This is a genomic window from Enterobacter cloacae complex sp. P1B (assembly GCF_014982345.1).
Lineage (GTDB): Bacteria > Pseudomonadota > Gammaproteobacteria > Enterobacterales > Enterobacteriaceae > Enterobacter > Enterobacter bugandensis.
The window spans coordinates 32,216-49,755 of the sequence record NZ_JADCLF010000009.1 but is presented as its reverse complement, the minus strand read 5'-3'; the positions used below and the strand labels follow the sequence as shown (position 1 = coordinate 49,755).

Here is a 17,540-nt window from a genome sequence, read left to right as displayed (position 1 = left end):
GAAATGGTACACTCGCGCGTTTACACTATTAAGAAACGTATTCAGGAGACACGAACATGGCCAGCAGAGGCGTAAACAAGGTGATTCTCGTCGGTAATCTGGGCCAGGACCCGGAAGTACGCTACATGCCGAGTGGTGGCGCAGTTGCCAACATTACGCTGGCTACTTCCGAATCCTGGCGTGATAAAGCGACCGGTGAAATGAAAGAGCAGACCGAATGGCACCGCGTTGTGCTGTTTGGCAAACTGGCAGAAGTAGCCGGTGAGTATCTGCGTAAAGGTTCTCAGGTCTATATCGAAGGCCAGCTGCGTACCCGCAAATGGACCGACCAATCCGGTCAGGAAAAATACACCACGGAAGTGGTGGTGAACGTGGGCGGCACCATGCAAATGCTGGGTGGCCGTCAGGGCGGTGGCGCACCGGCAGGTGGCGGTCAGAACCAGCAGCAGGGCGGTTGGGGTCAGCCTCAGCAGCCGCAGGGCGGCAACCAGTTCAGCGGCGGCGCGCAGTCTCGTCCGCAGCAGCAGTCTGCTCCTGCTCCGTCTAACGAACCGCCAATGGACTTCGACGACGATATCCCGTTCTGATCAACGGATGCTAAAACAAAAAACCCAGACATCGTCTGGGTTTTTTTATTGCTGAAGGGATCAGGTAATCACCATCGGCCAGTCTGGTGGGGTGTGGTTCATCGCCTCAACCATCACCACTTTTATATTTTCCCAGACCGCGGCCATATCCAGCAGGGTAATGCCCAGCAGGCCCGTTGCGAACCAGCAGGCCGCGCCAAGCCCTAACAGGGTACTTATGACGGCAAGACCCGCGTAGTCGGATTTACGAAACTGAATGTTCAGCGTGCTGGCTAAAAACATCAAAACCGCGCTCAACAAGGGCCAGCGCAGGAGAACCATGCTGGTAGTAATGGTTGCCATAAAACCCATCCTCTACAAAACAGACGAACTGAATGAAACAGTGTTTCTCGTTACACAATATGTGTGAACTATATCACATTTGTTGATTTATTCGCCAGTGTCTGCGTAGCCAAAAAAGGGGATTTTATTACCCGAAAAAAAGAGCATGCGGTTCGGGACCGCCTTCGCACAGGGGGAGGCGGATCCACAACGCGCTGAGGTAATCCCGTCGGGTAAGTGGGGAAGAGCATCTGGAGGCAGAGAGACGGCCAGCCGTGCCGTTTTTAGGGGGCGCATTATTTTCTGATAATATTGTGGTGATGTCTGATTATTTATAAAACAACGAACAAAATATACCCGCAGAAATAGGATGAAACGTCACGTTGGTGTTGTACTTTTTTCATGCCGCCAGAAGTTTTGCTTAATCAGCGATCCTCTGTTGTGTTCTCTTCAAACCTCCCGTACGCGATGGATAATTATTTTCCTTAATTAAAACGGAACGAATACTTACAGTTTAGCTTACGGGAAAATATTATCGTCATAACGAAATTTAAGATTTTTAATACTAAAAGTCAGTTGCTAACTTCGCATGATTCATGCAACGTAATCACCTGTTTAACAAAGCATCCGGCCTTCATTACTACAGGCGTACAACATGCAGGGATATAGGGCGGGAAATGAATCGTAGCGCGCGGCGCAAAATGCTCAGAGTGGTAGGGATCATCATGGTAGTTATGCTGCCGGTGATGCTTGCTCTATGGTTTGCCCAGCTACGAGCCGAGTCGGAAACGAGCGCTCAGCTACGGACATTTGCTGAACTGGCATTAGACAAAACAGAACTGGTTATTCAACAAGTTGAACTGGCCAGGGGCGAGGCAGAAAAATATCAGGGTGAACGTTGTACGCCGGAACATCGTCAATATATGTTGAACGTTGTTCGTGGCCGCCTGTTTGTCGCCGATTTAATTTATGCTGAAGGTCAGAATTTTCTTTGTTCGACCGTTTTTACACCGGATCAACCCTACGTCATTCCGGTCGCTAATTACACGCGTAAACCTGACGTTGCTATCTATTATTTTCGCGATACGCCATTTTATACTGGCTATAAAATGACATATATGCAGCGCGGAAATTATGTCGTGGTTGTCAATCCGCTTTCTTACAGTGAAGTGATGTCTACCGATCATTCCCTCGCATGGGGGGTATACGACACGGTAACTAATGCCTTCTTTTCCGTCAGCCAGAAAGCCAATGCGACTTTATTAAATTCGATGATTCGGGATAAGGAATCGGTATTTCAAAAAGATAACCGTTTCTATACCGTCGTGAAATCGACAAATCGGCCTATTGCCGCCATCGTGTCGACGTCAGATAAACGTTTTTATGAAACGCTCTATCACCAGGCGACGTTGACGCTACCGCTGGGAATGATCTGCAGCATTATTATTTTGCTGGTGTGGTCCCGCACCCATCGTGAGCTTAATTCGCCGGGGCGCTTACTGCACCGGGCGCTGAACAAGCGCCAGCTTTGTGTGCACTATCAGCCGATTATTGATATCAAGAACAACCAGTGTGTGGGGGCAGAGGCGCTGTTGCGCTGGCCTGGTTTCAATGGGCAGGTAATGAGCCCGGCTGAGTTTATTCCGCTTGCGGAAAAAGAGGGAATGAGCGAGCGGATTACGGATTATGTCGTTGAGGAGGTATTCAGCGATCTGGGCCATTTCCTGGCGGCGCATCCGCATCTCTATATTTCGATCAACCTGTCGGCCACGGACTTTCACTCCTCGCGGCTGATCGCCATGATTTCTGACAAGGCCCGGCACTACGCCGTACGCGCCCAGCAAATTAAAATTGAAGTGACGGAACGCGGCTTTATCGATGTGCCAAAAACCACGCCGGTGATTCAGGCCTTCCGTCAGGCGGGCTATGAAGTGGCGATCGATGATTTCGGGACCGGTTATTCCAACCTGCACAACCTCTACTCGTTGAATGTGGATATTCTGAAAATCGATAAATCGTTTATCGACACCTTAACCACCAACAGCACCAGCCACCTGATCGCCGAGCATATTATCGAGATGGCGCAAAGCCTGCGGCTTAAAACCATTGCGGAAGGGGTTGAGACGGCTGAGCAGGTGAGCTGGCTGTTGAAGCGCGGCGTTGAGTTCTGTCAGGGATGGCACTTCGCGAAAGCGATGCCGCCCCAGGAGTTTATGACCTGGCAGCAGCAACCTTTGCACTGATATGCATTAATTCAACTGGTGGCGATAATCGCTCGGCGTACGGTCAAACTCGCGGCGAAACACGCGGGAAAAGGTTTGTTGCGAGACATAGCCAAGATCCATCGCGATATCAAAAATCGGCCGCTGCGTTGAGCGTAACGCCTGCGCCGCCAGCAGCAGCCTGCGCTGACGAATGTACTCCCCCAGCGTCTGGTGCATGACCGTGCGGAACATTCTCTGTAAATACCATTTCGAATAGCCCGATTTTTTTGCGACCACATCAATGTTCAACGGTTGGTCGATATGATCGTCAATCCATTCAATAAGTGTCTGAATAATTTGCTGATGCGACATAAGGTTGCCCCTCTGTAGATACAACTTTCTCGGTTGATTCGTCGTTTTCTCTGCGGGGGAGTATAATTCCTCAAGTTAACTTGAGGTAAAGAGGTTTTATGGAAAAGAGATTGCCGCGCATTAAAGCGCTGTTAACCCCCGGCGAAGTGGCAAAGCGAAGCGGTGTTGCGGTATCGGCGCTCCACTTTTATGAAAGCAAAGGGTTAATTAAAAGCATCCGTAACGGCGGAAACCAGCGCCGCTATACCCGTGACGTGCTCCGCTACGTGGCGATTATCAAAATTGCGCAACGCATCGGCATTCCCCTGGCGACAATCGGTGAGGCATTCGGCGTGTTGCCGGAAGGGCATACGCTTAGCCCGAAAGAGTGGAAAGAGCTTTCGTCCCAGTGGCGTGAAGAGCTGGACAGGCGTATCCACACGCTGGTTGCGCTGCGTGACGAGCTGGACGGCTGTATCGGCTGCGGCTGCCTGTCCCGTAGCGACTGCCCGCTACGTAACCCTGGCGACAGGCTGGGCGAGCAGGGGACCGGGGCGCGGCTGCTGGAGGAGGATTAAGTTCTTGCGGCAAAAAGCATAATAAAGAACTAAAGCGCCACTAAGGGCGCTTTAGTTTTTCCCGGTCTTTGTCTTTCTCTCTATCCCGCTGGTTCACGGGAGGGTTTCCCCCGACATCAGCACCCCTCGTGTCGAGCTGGTTGGGAAGGTTCCGGATTGTGCTGACACTTTAATTCTATGCAAGACCCGTTTTTTCGCCAGCCGCACTAGCCGTTTTTTAGACGAAATTTTTTCGCGGTGTTGTTCGATTTTCTATAGTTAAAAAGTATGAATAACAGGAGAAAATCATGCTCACGGTACATCACCTTAACCAGTCGCGCTCGCACCGCGTGATCTGGGCGCTGGAAGAGCTCGCCCTGCCTTATGAGATTGTTCACTACCAGCGCGAAAAGAACATGCTGGCACCCGACTCCCTCAAAAAGGTGCATCCGTTGGGTAAATCGCCGGTCATTGAAGATAACGGGCTGATCCTTGCGGAGTCAGGCGCCATTCTGGAATATCTGCAGGAAACCTATGATGCCGAATCGCGGCTGAAGCCTTTAGACCCCGCGCATAAGGTGCAATACCGCTTCTGGCTGCATTACGCAGAAGGGTCGCTGATGCCGCTGCTGCTCATGAAGCTGGTCTTCAGCAGCCTGGGCAAGCCGCCCGTGCCGTTTGGCATCCGAACGCTGGGCAAGGCGCTGGGGCAGGGGGTACAGAAAGCGTATCTCAACCCCCAGCTGGAGACCCATGCGCGCTTTATTGACTCACATCTTGCTAAAAACAGCTGGTTTGCCGGAGAGACGTTAAGCATGGCCGACATTCAGATGAGCTTCCCCCTCTGTGCCCTGCTGGCGCGCGGCGGCATTGCTAATCTGCCGCATATTCAGGCATGGAAGCAAAAAGTGGAAACGAGTCCTGGCTGGCAAAGAACCCTGCAACAAGGTGGCCCGTTAACGATCCCGGGCGAGGATTGAAATGTAAACAAATTGCGCATAGACGATAACGTTTGCGCATCCTCTGTTTATTTCTTCATCGTCATAAGTGAATTTTAGCGAAAAACGACAAAGTTCAGTTGAAAAGGGCGGGTATTAGGCTGGATAATCGTTTGCCTTAATTTGACCACCCGTTTTATAAGCGCGGAGCTAAACGTTTGCTTTTTTTGTGACGCCCTTTCGTCGCAAACGCAACACACGGATTTGACGTTTTAGCTGGCAGCGGTGTCTCCACCACGCTTATGGACGTTCTATAAAAACTCTCAGGGGATGTTTTCTATGTCTACGCCATCTGCGCGTACCGGCGGTTCACTTGACGCCATGTTTAAAATTTCGGCTCGTGGCAGCACCGTGCGCCAGGAAGTCGTTGCCGGTCTGACCACGTTTCTGGCGATGGTTTACTCCGTCATCGTGGTGCCGGGCATGCTGGGCAAGGCGGGCTTCCCGCCTGCGGCTGTCTTTGTCGCCACCTGCCTGGTGGCCGGCGTGGGCTCCATCGTAATGGGCCTGTGGGCGAACCTGCCGCTGGCGATTGGTTGCGCCATCTCTTTGACCGCTTTTACCGCGTTCAGTCTGGTGCTGGGCCAGCAGATCAGCGTACCGGTTGCCCTCGGCGCCGTGTTCCTGATGGGCGTACTGTTTACCGTTATTTCTGCCACCGGCATCCGTAGCTGGATTTTGCGCAACCTGCCGCAGGGCGTGGCGCACGGCACCGGTATCGGTATCGGCCTGTTCCTGCTGCTGATCGCTGCCAACGGCGTGGGTCTGGTCATCAAGAACCCGCTGGACGGCCTGCCGGTAGCGCTCGGTCATTTCGCGAGCTTCCCGGTCATTATGTCGCTCATCGGTCTGGCGGTGATTATCGGCCTGGAAAAACTGAAGGTGCCGGGCGGCATTTTGCTGACCATTATTGGCATTTCCATCGTCGGCCTGATTTTCGATCCGACCGTTCACTTCTCCGGTATTTTCGCCATGCCGTCGCTGAGCGATGACAAAGGCAACTCCCTGATCGGCAGCCTGGATATCGTCGGCGCGCTGAACCCGGTGATCCTGCCAAGCGTGCTGGCGCTGGTGATGACCGCGGTATTTGACGCCACCGGTACCATTCGCGCGGTGGCCGGGCAGGCCAACCTGCTGGATAAAGACGGTCAGATTATTGATGGCGGCAAAGCGCTGACCACCGACTCCCTGAGCAGCGTCTTCTCTGGTCTGGTGGGTGCGGCGCCTGCGGCGGTGTACATCGAATCTGCAGCGGGTACGGCGGCAGGCGGTAAAACCGGCCTGACGGCCATCACCGTTGGCGTGCTGTTCCTGCTGATCCTGTTCCTCTCTCCGCTCTCCTACCTGGTGCCTGCGTATGCGACCGCGCCAGCGCTGATGTACGTCGGCCTGCTGATGCTGAGCAACGTGGCGAAAATCGATTTTGCGGACTTCGTGGATGCGATGTCCGGCCTGATTACCGCAGTGTTTATCGTCCTGACCTGTAACATCGTGACCGGCATTATGATCGGCTTTGCCTCGCTGGTGATTGGCCGCCTGGTCTCCGGTGAGTGGCGCAAGCTGAACATCGGCACCGTGGTGATCGCCGTTGCGCTGGTGGCGTTCTACGCGGGCGGCTGGGCAATCTAAATTATCCATTGATGCGAAAACGGGTGGCTCAGGCCGCCCGTTTTTATTTTCAGGACTCATCCCGTTGCCTTTTGCGTTACTCTGGAGAGGATAGAATAAGAGGCACGACGCCTCAGGTTTGGCTTAAAAAGAAACACAGCAAACAGGGAACGCATGGAAATTTTCTTCACAATACTCATCATGACCCTTGTGGTCTCATTATCCGGGGTGGTTACACGCGTACTGCCCTTCCAGGTCCCCCTGCCTTTAATGCAAATAGCCATCGGCGCGCTGCTGGCGTGGCCGACGTTCGGTCTGCACGTGGAGTTCGATCCGGAACTGTTCCTCGTGCTGTTTATCCCGCCGCTGCTGTTTGCCGATGGGTGGAAAACGCCGACGCGCGAATTTCTTGAGCACGGGCGAGAGATCTTCGGCCTGGCGCTGGCGCTGGTGGTCGTTACCGTGGTCGGGATTGGTTTCCTGATCTACTGGGCCGTACCGGGTATCCCGTTAATTCCCGCCTTTGCGCTGGCCGCCGTGCTGTCGCCGACCGACGCCGTGGCCCTCTCCGGCATTGTGGGTGAAGGGCGCATTCCGAAGAAAATAATGGGCATTTTGCAGGGCGAGGCGTTGATGAACGACGCTTCCGGCCTGGTGGCCCTGAAGTTTGCCGTGGCGGTAGCCATGGGCACCATGGTCTTTACCATTGGTGGCGCGACCCTGGAATTCTTCAAGGTGGCGATTGGCGGTATTCTCGCGGGCTTCGTGGTGAGCTGGCTGTACGGTCGTTCGCTGCGCTTCCTCAGCCGCTGGGGCGGCGATGAACCGGCGACGCAAATCGTTCTGCTGTTCCTGCTGCCGTTTGCCTCTTACCTTATCGCTGAACATATCGGCGTCTCGGGCATTCTGGCGGCGGTAGCGGCGGGGATGACCATCACCCGCTCCGGCGTGATGCGCCGCGCGCCGCTGGCGATGCGCCTGCGCGCCAACAGCACCTGGGCGATGCTGGAGTTTGTCTTTAACGGCATGGTCTTCCTGCTGCTGGGCCTGCAGCTGCCGGGCATTATGGAATCCTCGCTGATCGCGGCGGAGGCGGATCCAAACGTTGAAGTCTGGATGCTGTTTACCGATATCGTGCTGATCTACATGGCATTAATGCTGGTGCGTTTCGGCTGGCTGTGGACGATGAAAAAGTTCAGCATGCGCTTCCTGACCAAAAAGCCGATGGAGTTCGGCTCCTGGACCACGCGCGAGCTGCTGATTGCCTCCTTCGCGGGCGTACGCGGGGCGATAACCCTCGCCGGTGTGCTCTCTATTCCGCTGCTGCTGCCGACGGGCGACGTCTTCCCGGCGCGCTACGAGCTGGTGTTCCTGGCGGCGGGCGTGATTCTCTTCTCGCTGTTTGTCGGCGTGATTATGCTGCCGATTTTACTCCAGCACATTGATGCCGGTGACTCGACCCAACAGCACAAAGAGGAGCGGATAGCCCGTGCGGCGACGGCAGAAGTCGCGATTGTCGCCATTGAGAAGATGGAGGAGCGTCTGGCTGCCGATGCCGAAGAGAACATTGATAACCAGCTGCTGAAGGAAGTCAGTTCACGCGTGATTGGTAATTTGCGCCGTCGTGCTGACGGACGTAACGACGTGGAAAGTTCGTTGCAGGAAGAGAACCTCGAGCGTCGTTTCCGCCTGGCGGCGCTGCGCTCCGAGCGTGCCGAGCTGTATCACCTGCGCGCGACGCGTCAGATCAGCAACGAGACGCTGCAAAAGCTGCTGCACGATCTGGACCTGTTAGAAGCGCTGTTGATAGAGAATCAGTAGCGCGTTGTTGCCCGGTGGTGCTACGCTTACCGGGCCTACGGTTCAAACGTAGGCCGGGTAAGGCGAAGCCGCCACCCGGCACTATTCAGACCGCACCCAAAACCCCTCACAACATTGCAGCCACGCCTGTGCGCTGTGCGACAGATACACCCCTTCACGCCAAATCATCCCCAACTGCCAGTGCAGGTCACTCTCCAGCGGGATCCAGCGCAGCGTGTTTTTATCAAGCCGCTCGCAGATCGGCTGCGGCAGAATGGCAATTCCCACGCCCGCCTGCACCATTGCCGCGAGGAAATCCCACTGGCCGCTGCGCACCGCAATGCGCGGCTTCACGTTATGGTGGTTAAACAGGGCCATCAGCTGGCGGCTTAAGGCGAAGTCTTCGTTGTAGATCAGCAGCGGGTGTTCGCCGAGCAGATCGGGCTTCACTGAGTCTATCTTCAGCCAGTCGCCGGAGCGGGGTACTAGCACGCACAGCGGATGGCTGAACAGCGGCAGCGTTGCCAGCCCGCTCTCTTCCTCCACGGGAAGGGCCGTCATCGCCACGTCCAGCTCGCCGTTGATCACCGCCTGCTGCACGGTCAGGCCGCCAAACTCAGATATTTTGAGCTCAACGCCGGGGTAGCGCTGGCGGAACAGGCTTATCGGCCCGGCCATCATCATGCCGACCATCGGCGGAATGCCGAGCCGCAGCAGACCTTTCGTCAGGTGGTTGATGTCCGCAAGCTCGGCCTCAAGCTGGCGGAACTCCGCCAGGATCGCCAGCCCGCGCTCGAACACCACGCGTCCGGTATCGGTCAGCAGCAGCTTGCGTCCGTCGCGGATCAGCAGGGTGCAGTTCAGCTCGTCTTCGAGGTTTTTCAGCATTTTGCTGATGGTTGGCTGGGTAACGAACAACTTCTCCGCTGCGCGAGTAAAACTTTGCTGGCGAACCACCTCGACAAAATAGCGCAGCGTTCTTATGTCCATGATTATTCCTCGAAACTATACCTTCGATGATTTTAATTCATTTCAGTCGATGACGTACGCTCACTATACTGGCGCCTCGTCTCATTTCTGAGGAAAACCCCCATGGCCGTGGCGTTAAGCCGTGTTACGCCTGCCGTTGTGCAACGACTCCAGGTCCCGGTTCAGGTACTGCTCTACGCGGGACTGTTTGTTTTTGCGGAATACCTTGTCGACTGGCTGCACCTGCCTTTACCCGCCAACCTGGTGGGAATGGTGCTGATGCTGGTGCTGATCCTCTGCCGCGCGTTGCCCCTCAGCTGGGTGCGCGCCGGCGCGCGCTGGCTGCTGGCGGAGATGCTGCTGTTCTTCGTTCCGGCCGTGGTGGCGGTGGTGAACTATGCGCAGCTGCTGATGGTCGACGGCTGGCGCATCTTCACGGTTATTGCCCTGAGCACGCTGATGGTGCTGGGTGCCACCGCCTGGGTGGTGGATAAGGTGTACCGGTTCGAAATCAGCAGGCAAAAGCATGACTAACTTTCAGATAAGCGTGCTGTGCCTGATCGTGACGGTCGCCATCTACTTTGCCAACAAGCGCCTGTATCGCCGCTTTCGCACGCTGCCGCTGATGCCGCTGGTCTTTACGCCGATCCTGCTGGTGCTGATGCTGGTCTTCGGCCATATCTCCTGGCAGAACTACATTGGTGAATCCCACTGGCTGCTGTGGCTGCTCGGCCCGGCGACTATCGCCTTTGCGGTGCCGGTGTATGACAACCTGGCCATTATCAAACGCCACTGGATGTCGCTCAGCGCGGGCGTCGTCACCGCGACGGTGGTGGCGGTCTGTAGCTCCGTCTGGCTGGCGCGGCTGTTTACCCTCTCCGATGAAATTCAGCGCAGCCTGGCCGTGCGCTCGGTGACCACGCCGTTTGCGCTGGCGGCCGCCAAACCGCTCGGCGGGCAGCCGGATCTGGTGGCGCTGTTTGTGGTCGTCACCGGCGTATTCGGCATGGCGGTGGGGGATGTGCTGTTTCTGCGGCTGTCCATTCGGGAAGGGATGGCGAAAGGGGCGGGCTTTGGCGCGGCTTCGCACGGTGCGGGAACGGCGCGTTCGTATGAGCTGGGTCAGCAGGAAGGGGTCGTTGCAAGCCTGGTGATGATGCTCTCGGGCGTAACGATGGTGCTGATTGCGCCGCTGGTGGCGTGGGTGATGTTTTAAGCTCCCCGGCCAGAGCAACCGGGGAGAAAGGCTTAGTGTGCGCGGCCCTGCTCAACGCCGAGGCCGGTTTGTGAGCGGATAAACTGGGCGCGGAATTTCTCACGCTCCAGGTTACCCTCCGGCGAGTTGTCGGTAGCCGAGAAGACCCAGATACCGATAAACGCCACGGCAATGGAGAACAGCGCCGGGTACTCGTACGGGAAGATAGCGCTTTCGTGACCGAGGATCTGCACCCAGATGGTCGGGCCGAGGATCATCAGAATTACCGCTGTCAGCAGGCCGAGCCAGCCGCCTATCATCGCCCCACGGGTGGTCAGTTTGGACCAGTACATGGAGAGCAGAATGATTGGGAAGTTACAGCTTGCCGCAATCGAGAAGGCCAGTCCCACCATAAAGGCGATGTTCTGCTTCTCAAACAGGATCCCCAGCAGAATAGCGACCACGCCCAGCACCAGCACGGTGATTTTGGAAACCTTCAGCTCGTCGCGCTCGCTCGCGCCTTTACGGAAGACGTTGGCGTAGAGGTCGTGCGATACCGCAGACGCGCCCGCCAGCGTCAGCCCGGCGACCACCGCAAGGATGGTGGCGAAGGCCACGGCGGAGATAAAGCCGAGGAACAGGTTGCCGCCCACCGCATCGGCCAGGTGCACCGCCGCCATGTTGTTACCGCCAATCAGCGCGCCCGCCGCGTCTTTAAACGCCGGGTTCGCGCCCACCAGCATGATCGCGCCGAAGCCGATGATAAAGGTCAGGATGTAGAAGTAACCCATAAAGCCGGTGGCGTAGAAGACGCTCTTACGCGCTTCACGCGCGTCTGACACCGTGAAGAAACGCATCAGAATGTGCGGCAGGCCAGCGGTACCAAACATCAGGCCGAGACCGAGAGAGAGCGCGGAGATCGGATCTTTCACCAGCCCGCCCGGGCTCATGATCGCTTCTCCTTTCGGGTGGACAGCCATCGCTTCGGTGAACAGGTTATTGAAGCTGAAGCCGACGTGTTTCATCACCATAAAGGCCATAAAGCTCGCGCCGAACAGCAGCAGTACGGCTTTGATGATCTGCACCCAGGTGGTGGCCAGCATGCCGCCGAACAAAACGTACATCACCATCAGCACGCCCACCAGCACCACCGCGACGTGGTAGTTCAGGCCAAACAGCAGTTCGATAAGCTTGCCCGCGCCCACCATCTGGGCGATCAGATACAGCGCCACCACTACCAGCGAGCCGCAGGCGGAGAGGGTACGAATCGGCCCCTGCTTCAGGCGATAGGATGCCACGTCAGCGAAGGTGTAACGTCCCAGGTTGCGCAAGCGCTCGGCAATCAGGAACAGAATGATCGGCCAGCCGACGAGGAAGCCGAGGGAGTAGATCAGGCCGTCATAGCCGGAGGTGTAAACCAGCGCGGAGATCCCGAGGAACGAGGCGGCAGACATAAAGTCACCCGCAATTGCCAGCCCGTTCTGGAAGCCGGTTATGTTGCCGCCCGCGGTGTAGTAATCGTTACGGGAGCGCACGCGTTTCGACGCCCAGTACGTAATGTACAGCGTCAGCACCACGAAAATCAGGAACATGATAATCGCCTGCCAGTTGGTTGGCTGACGCTGTACCTCGCCGGTAATGGCATCCGCCGCGTGGGCGGCAAAGGGAAGTGTGGCGGCTAGCGCCGTCAGGATTCGCTTCATGATGCTTTTACCTCTTGCAGTACCGCTTTATTAAGACGATCGAACTCACCGTTCGCGCGCCAGACGTAGACGCCGGTCAGCACAAATGAAATCACGATCACGCCAATGCCAATCGGGATACCGCGCGTCACGCTGGTGCCCTCATGTAACGGGGTGCCCAGCCAGTGCGGCGCAAAGGCGATCAGCAGAATAAAGCCGACGTAGATAATCAGCATGATGATGGAAAGGGTGAAGGCAAACCGTTGCCGCTTATCGACGAGCTCCCTGTAGTGCGCACTATTCTCTATCTGCTGACAAATATCGTTATTCATCACAGAAATCTCCAGAGGTAAGGTTGGTTTGTTTTATCTCCTCTCCCCTATGGGGAGAGGGTTAGGGTGAGGGGAGGAAGGTGCGGTCTGATGCCCTCACCCCGGCCCTCTCCCACGGGGAGAGGGAGAAAACACTAGGATGGCATTGCGATGGCCTGCTTCTCTTCGAGCAGTTTGTCCACCACGCCAGGATCGGCAAGCGTTGAGGTATCGCCGAGGTTGCTGGTATCGCCTGCCGCGATTTTGCGCAGGATACGGCGCATAATCTTGCCGGAACGGGTTTTCGGCAGCGAGTCTGTCCAGTGCAGTACGTCCGGCGTGGCAAGCGGGCCAATCTCTTTACGTACCCAGTTGCGCACCTCGGTATACAGCTCCGGCGACGGCTCTTCACCGTGGTTCAGGGTGACGTAGGCGTAAATCGCCTGGCCCTTGATGTTGTGAGGAATGCCGACCACCGCCGCTTCGGCAATCTTCGGATGCGACACCAGCGCGGACTCAATCTCTGCCGTACCCAGACGGTGGCCGGAAACGTTCAGCACGTCGTCCACGCGTCCGGTGATCCAGTAATAACCGTCTTCATCCCGGCGCGCGCCGTCGCCGCTGAAGTACATGTTTTTAAAGGTCGAGAAGTAGGTCTGCTCGAAGCGCTCGTGATCGCCAAACAGCGTGCGCGCCTGGCCCGGCCAGGAGTCTGTGATCACCAGGTTACCCTCGGTAGCGCCTTCCTGCGGATTACCTTCGTTATCCACCAGCGCAGGCTGCACGCCGAAGAACGGACGGGTTGCCGAGCCGGCCTTCAGCTGCGTGGCACCCGGCATTGGGGTGATCATGAAGCCGCCGGTTTCGGTCTGCCACCAGGTGTCCATCACCGGGCACTTCTCGTTACCGATTTTCTTCCAGTACCACTCCCAGGCTTCCGGGTTGATGGGCTCGCCCACGGAGCCGAGGATGCGCAATGAGGAGCGGTCGGTGCCCTCGATGGCCTTATCACCTTCCGCCATTAACGCGCGGATCGCCGTTGGCGCGGTGTAAAGAATGTTGACCTGGTGCTTATCGACCACCTGACACATGCGCGCCGGGGTCGGCCAGTTCGGTACGCCCTCAAACATCAGCGTCGTTGCGCCGCAGGCCAGCGGGCCGTACAGCAGGTAGCTGTGTCCGGTGACCCAGCCCACGTCGGCGGTACACCAGTAGATGTCGCCCGGATGGTAGTCGAAGACGTATTTGAAGGTGGTGGCCGCATAGACCAGATAGCCGCCGGTGGTGTGCAGTACGCCTTTCGGTTTACCGGTTGAGCCGGAGGTGTAAAGAATAAACAGCGGATCTTCCGCGTTCATCTCTTCCGGCTGATGCTGGTCGCTCGCTTTTTCAATCAGGTCGCTCCACCACAGGTCACGCCCCTCGTGCCAGTCGATCTTGCCGCCGGTACGCTTGAGGACAATGACGTTATTGATGGATTTGACGTTCGGGTTTTTCAGCGCTTCATCGACGTTTTTCTTCAGCGGAATACCGCGCCCGGCGCGTACGCCCTCGTCGGCGGTGATCACCAGCTTCGAGTTCGAGTCAACGATGCGCCCGGCAACCGCTTCAGGGGAGAAGCCGCCGAAGATGACGGAGTGGATCGCGCCGATACGCGCGCAGGCGAGCATAGCTACCGCCGCTTCCGGCACCATCGGCATGTAGATCGCCACCACGTCGCCTTTTTTAATCCCCTGGTCCAGCAGCACGTTAGCGAAGCGGCAGACGTCGCGGTGCAGCTCTTTATAAGAGATATGTTTGCTCTGAGAGGCATCGTCGCCTTCCCAGATAATGGCTGTTTCGTTGCCGCGTTCGGCAAGATGGCGGTCCAGGCAGTTCGCCGCCAGGTTCAGCGTGCCGTCTTCATACCATTTAATGGAGACGTTGCCTGGCGCGAAAGAGGTATTCTTCACCTTCTGATAAGGTTTGATCCAGTCAAGGATGTGACCCTGCTCGCCCCAGAAGGCGTCCGGGTTGGTAACAGATTGCTGATATTTCTCGTGGTACTGCTCCGGGGTGATCAGGCAACGGTCCGCAATGTTTGCGGGAATGTCGTGTTTGTGTATTTGGCTCATGGCTTTTTTTCTCCTTGTAAGATGTTAATAATATGTCGCAAAAACGTTAATAGTAGGGGCTTTACAAGCTTTGTTTAGTATTTGGGCGACAGATCACGCATTGTTTGAACAGGTTGAAAATTGAGCGAATGAAACTTTGAAGGGAAATAATTCACGATGCCGATTATTCACAATTCTTTATAAAAAAGCGTTTTTATAACAAAAGGTTATTTATCAGAATTATGACAAACTCGCGTCATAACCGCTTTTGATAGTGAAATGCGTCGTTCTTTAAGGCTTGCGCAACAGGTCGTGCAAATGATACTCATACGCCGCGTTAAAAAATCCCATAAACCAACGCAACACAATTCATACCCTTTCAGTATGTCTCCATATTCATGCAGTTTTGCTGGTGCGGAGATTTCATTGAGGAAGTCAGTTTCTATGAAAAATTTGAAAGTCAGCCTGGCCTGGCAGATCCTGCTGGCCCTTGTGCTGGGCATCTTGCTGGGCAGTTATCTTCATTATCATAGCGACAGCCGCGAGTGGCTGATTGCGAACCTGCTCTCTCCGGCAGGCGATATTTTTATTCATCTGATTAAGATGATTGTGGTGCCCATTGTGATTTCGACGCTGGTGGTCGGTATCGCGGGCGTCGGCGATGCGAAGCAGTTAGGCCGCATTGGCGCGAAAACTATTCTCTATTTCGAAGTGATCACCACGGTTGCGATTATCCTCGGCATAACGCTGGCGAACGTATTCCAGCCAGGCTCCGGGATCGATATGTCGCAGCTGGCGACGGTGGATATTTCGAAATACCAAAGCACCACCGCTGACGTGCAGAGCCATTCCCACGGTCTGATGGGGACTATCCTGTCGCTGGTGCCGACCAACATCATTGCTTCCATGGCGAAAGGCGAGATGCTGCCGATCATCTTCTTCTCGGTGCTGTTTGGTCTGGGGCTCTCCTCCCTGCCGGCAACACACCGTGAGCCGCTGGTCACCGTGTTCCGCTCTATTTCCGAAACCATGTTCAAAGTGACCCACATGGTGATGCGCTACGCGCCGGTTGGGGTGTTCGCGCTTATCGCAGTGACCGTGGCGAACTTTGGTTTTGCCTCCCTGTGGCCGCTGGCGAAGCTGGTGATCCTGGTGCACTTCGCCATTCTGTTCTTCGCGCTGGTGGTGCTGGGGATTGTGGCGCGCCTGTGCGGGCTGAGTATCTGGATCCTGATCCGTATCCTGAAGGATGAACTGATTCTGGCGTACTCCACCGCAAGCTCTGAGAGCGTGCTGCCGCGCATCATTGAGAAGATGGAGGCGTACGGCGCACCAGCGTCGATAACGAGCTTCGTGGTGCCGACCGGCTACTCCTTTAACCTGGATGGCTCGACGTTGTACCAGAGTATTGCGGCGATCTTTATCGCGCAGCTGTACGGCATTGACCTGTCGCTGTGGCAGGAGATCGTACTGGTTCTGACGCTGATGGTGACCTCAAAGGGCATCGCAGGCGTGCCGGGCGTCTCCTTCGTGGTGCTGCTGGCGACGCTGGGCAGCGTGGGTATTCCGCTGGAAGGCCTGGCGTTTATCGCCGGTGTGGACCGTATCCTCGATATGGCGCGTACCGCGCTGAACGTGGTGGGTAACGCGCTGGCGGTGCTGGTTATCGCCAAGTGGGAACATAAATTCGACCGTAAAAAGGCGCTGGCGTATGAACGCGAAGTGCTGGGTCGTTTTGATAAGACGGCTGACCAGTAACATCCTAAGCCCGGTGGCGCTGCGCTTACCGGGCCTACGGGTTTTGTAGGCCGGGTAAGGCGAAGCCGCCACCCGGCACGTTATTCTCCGCTCAATGCATCAAACTCCTCACACCCCGTATCAAACCCTTCGGTACAGCTCAGGTTTAGCCAGTAGAGCGCTTTCTGCTTATTCGGCGTGATAAAGCCTTTCTCACCCTGCTGGAACAGCATTCCTGCCCAGTATTCCGCATAGCCCGTACGTGACAGGGACGAGCTGCGCTTAAACCATGATGCCGCCTGTACGTCATCCTGCGGCACCTCTACACCGTTGGCATAAATCAGCCCCAGCAGCAGTTGCGCATCGACCGCCGAGTCGTTGTCGATATCTTCGGCCGCCGTTTGCAGGAGCTTGATGGCCTGAGGATAGTCGGTTTTACCCGCCTGCGTGTTCACCATAATACGCGCCAGCATAATCGTGCCGCGCTTGCTGCCGGCGATGGTGGCCTGCTGCGCCAGCGCTTTAGCCTGAGCGTAATCCCCCTGCGTAAAGAGGATCTGCGAGAGTAACCCCATGGCGTCGACATCACCGCCTTTCGCGGCTTTCTCGGCCCACAGCGCTGCCTGCTTTCTGTCACCGGAGCTGAAGTAGGTATCGGCGAGATAATACTGGGCGCGGGCATCGCCGGCTTCCGCCTGCTTCTGATACTGGCTGCCTATCTCATCCGCGCGGGCGAACGACGTAAAAAATAACAACAACAGAAAAATGGCTTTCATGGATTCTTATCATCTGGGTACACGCCGCGCAGTATAATCGCGGTAGCAAAAGAAAAAAATGGGTGCATTAAGACCTCAGCATCCTACAAGCCGGGCGAAACCGTGGTTTCGCCCGTAGAGGTTAGCCTGCCATGCAGGCTAATTTCGCCGCCACCTCCTGATGTTCACTCTTTATTGAAAACTCGCACAGTCTACCGCGAGTAATAAAGGCAAATATCACTATCGTCAGGCAGATAATAAAGACGATGCCTAACGCAGTTTTTAATGGCGTCATGCCTTTTACTCCTTGTCAAAAAAAGAATAAGAGGCTACTCTCAACCTGTTGGTAGTTGAGGGGTAGCCTCGGGTGAA

At 56.0% G+C, this 17,540-nt stretch carries 17 protein-coding genes; 9 read left to right on the top strand and 8 right to left on the bottom strand.

What is annotated here, in order from left to right; genetic code table 11:
* The first annotated feature begins 56 nt into the window (after positions 1 to 56).
* Entirely contained in the window at positions 57 to 587 is a 531-nt protein-coding gene (gene ssb1 / locus INF77_RS10680; RefSeq protein WP_006810470.1) for a single-stranded DNA-binding protein SSB1, read from the top strand.
* A gap of 60 nt (positions 588 to 647) precedes the next feature.
* Here ssb1 and INF77_RS10675 read toward each other — a convergent pair whose 3' ends face one another.
* Entirely contained in the window at positions 648 to 929 is a 282-nt protein-coding gene (locus INF77_RS10675; RefSeq protein ID WP_028015176.1) for a YjcB family protein, read from the bottom strand.
* A gap of 656 nt (positions 930 to 1,585) precedes the next feature.
* On the opposite strand from INF77_RS10675, the gene INF77_RS10670 reads away from it, so the two are divergent.
* Positions 1,586 to 3,151: an EAL domain-containing protein gene (locus INF77_RS10670; RefSeq protein WP_028015177.1), complete on the top strand. Its 1,566-nt coding sequence runs from the start codon at positions 1,586 to 1,588 to the stop codon at positions 3,149 to 3,151.
* Between the two features lie 6 nt (positions 3,152 to 3,157).
* Here INF77_RS10670 and soxS read toward each other — a convergent pair whose 3' ends face one another.
* The gene (gene soxS / locus INF77_RS10665; protein WP_008503387.1) at positions 3,158 to 3,484 is read right to left on the bottom strand and encodes a superoxide response transcriptional regulator SoxS; all 327 of its coding nucleotides are present in this window, start codon (positions 3,482 to 3,484) and stop codon (positions 3,158 to 3,160) included.
* 98 nt (positions 3,485 to 3,582) lie between these two features.
* On the opposite strand from soxS, the gene soxR reads away from it, so the two are divergent.
* The 4 genes from soxR (at position 3,583) to INF77_RS10645 (ending at position 8,447) form a co-directional block, all read left to right on the top strand.
* The gene (soxR, locus tag INF77_RS10660) at positions 3,583 to 4,041 is read left to right on the top strand and encodes a redox-sensitive transcriptional activator SoxR (RefSeq protein ID WP_023331806.1); all 459 of its coding nucleotides are present in this window, start codon (positions 3,583 to 3,585) and stop codon (positions 4,039 to 4,041) included.
* A 287-nt stretch (positions 4,042 to 4,328) separates the two neighbouring features.
* Positions 4,329 to 5,000 carry a glutathione S-transferase family protein gene (locus tag INF77_RS10655; protein ID WP_193532249.1) on the top strand — a complete coding sequence of 224 codons (672 nt, stop codon included), beginning with the start codon at positions 4,329 to 4,331 and terminating at the stop codon, positions 4,998 to 5,000.
* 297 nt (positions 5,001 to 5,297) lie between these two features.
* Positions 5,298 to 6,647 (top strand): guanine/hypoxanthine transporter GhxP, encoded by a 1,350-nt coding sequence (ghxP, locus tag INF77_RS10650; RefSeq protein WP_028015179.1) that lies wholly within the window; start codon positions 5,298 to 5,300, stop codon positions 6,645 to 6,647.
* Between the two features lie 153 nt (positions 6,648 to 6,800).
* Positions 6,801 to 8,447 carry a Na+/H+ antiporter gene (locus INF77_RS10645; protein WP_041911530.1) on the top strand — a complete coding sequence of 549 codons (1,647 nt, stop codon included), beginning with the start codon at positions 6,801 to 6,803 and terminating at the stop codon, positions 8,445 to 8,447.
* Positions 8,448 to 8,528: 81 nt separating this feature from the next.
* On the opposite strand, the gene INF77_RS10640 is transcribed toward INF77_RS10645, so the two are convergent.
* Positions 8,529 to 9,416 carry a LysR family transcriptional regulator gene (locus INF77_RS10640; RefSeq protein WP_193067166.1) on the bottom strand — a complete coding sequence of 296 codons (888 nt, stop codon included), beginning with the start codon at positions 9,414 to 9,416 and terminating at the stop codon, positions 8,529 to 8,531.
* Positions 9,417 to 9,518: 102 nt separating this feature from the next.
* Here INF77_RS10640 and INF77_RS10635 point away from each other — a divergent pair, with 102 nt between their 5' ends.
* Entirely contained in the window at positions 9,519 to 9,929 is a 411-nt protein-coding gene (locus INF77_RS10635) for a CidA/LrgA family protein (RefSeq protein WP_047366861.1), read from the top strand.
* The gene (locus INF77_RS10630) at positions 9,922 to 10,611 is read left to right on the top strand and encodes an LrgB family protein (protein ID WP_045630755.1); all 690 of its coding nucleotides are present in this window, start codon (positions 9,922 to 9,924) and stop codon (positions 10,609 to 10,611) included. Before INF77_RS10635 ends, INF77_RS10630 begins: the two co-directional genes overlap by 8 nt.
* Before the next feature lie 32 nt (positions 10,612 to 10,643).
* On the opposite strand, the gene actP is transcribed toward INF77_RS10630, so the two are convergent.
* From actP to acs, 3 genes are all read right to left on the bottom strand, one after another.
* The gene (gene actP / locus INF77_RS10625; protein WP_047366862.1) at positions 10,644 to 12,293 is read right to left on the bottom strand and encodes a cation/acetate symporter ActP; all 1,650 of its coding nucleotides are present in this window, start codon (positions 12,291 to 12,293) and stop codon (positions 10,644 to 10,646) included.
* Positions 12,290 to 12,604 (bottom strand): DUF485 domain-containing protein, encoded by a 315-nt coding sequence (locus INF77_RS10620; RefSeq protein WP_028015185.1) that lies wholly within the window; start codon positions 12,602 to 12,604, stop codon positions 12,290 to 12,292. The genes actP and INF77_RS10620 overlap by 4 nt, the downstream gene beginning before the upstream one ends.
* Positions 12,605 to 12,738: 134 nt before the next feature.
* A complete protein-coding gene (gene acs, locus INF77_RS10615) occupies positions 12,739 to 14,697 on the bottom strand; it encodes an acetate--CoA ligase (RefSeq protein WP_041911526.1) in 1,959 nt (652 codons plus the stop codon).
* 423 nt (positions 14,698 to 15,120) lie between these two features.
* On the opposite strand from acs, the gene gltP reads away from it, so the two are divergent.
* Entirely contained in the window at positions 15,121 to 16,434 is a 1,314-nt protein-coding gene (gene gltP / locus INF77_RS10610; RefSeq protein ID WP_028015187.1) for a glutamate/aspartate:proton symporter GltP, read from the top strand.
* 80 nt (positions 16,435 to 16,514) lie between these two features.
* Here the strand turns inward: gltP and INF77_RS10605 are convergent, their stop codons facing one another.
* On the bottom strand, positions 16,515 to 17,189 hold the full coding sequence (locus tag INF77_RS10605; protein WP_045261055.1) for a tetratricopeptide repeat protein: 675 nt from the start codon (positions 17,187 to 17,189) through the stop codon (positions 16,515 to 16,517).
* 121 nt (positions 17,190 to 17,310) lie between these two features.
* Positions 17,311 to 17,463 carry a Hok/Gef family protein gene (locus tag INF77_RS10600; protein ID WP_193532250.1) on the bottom strand — a complete coding sequence of 51 codons (153 nt, stop codon included), beginning with the start codon at positions 17,461 to 17,463 and terminating at the stop codon, positions 17,311 to 17,313.
* Between the last annotated feature and the right edge of the window lie 77 nt (positions 17,464 to 17,540).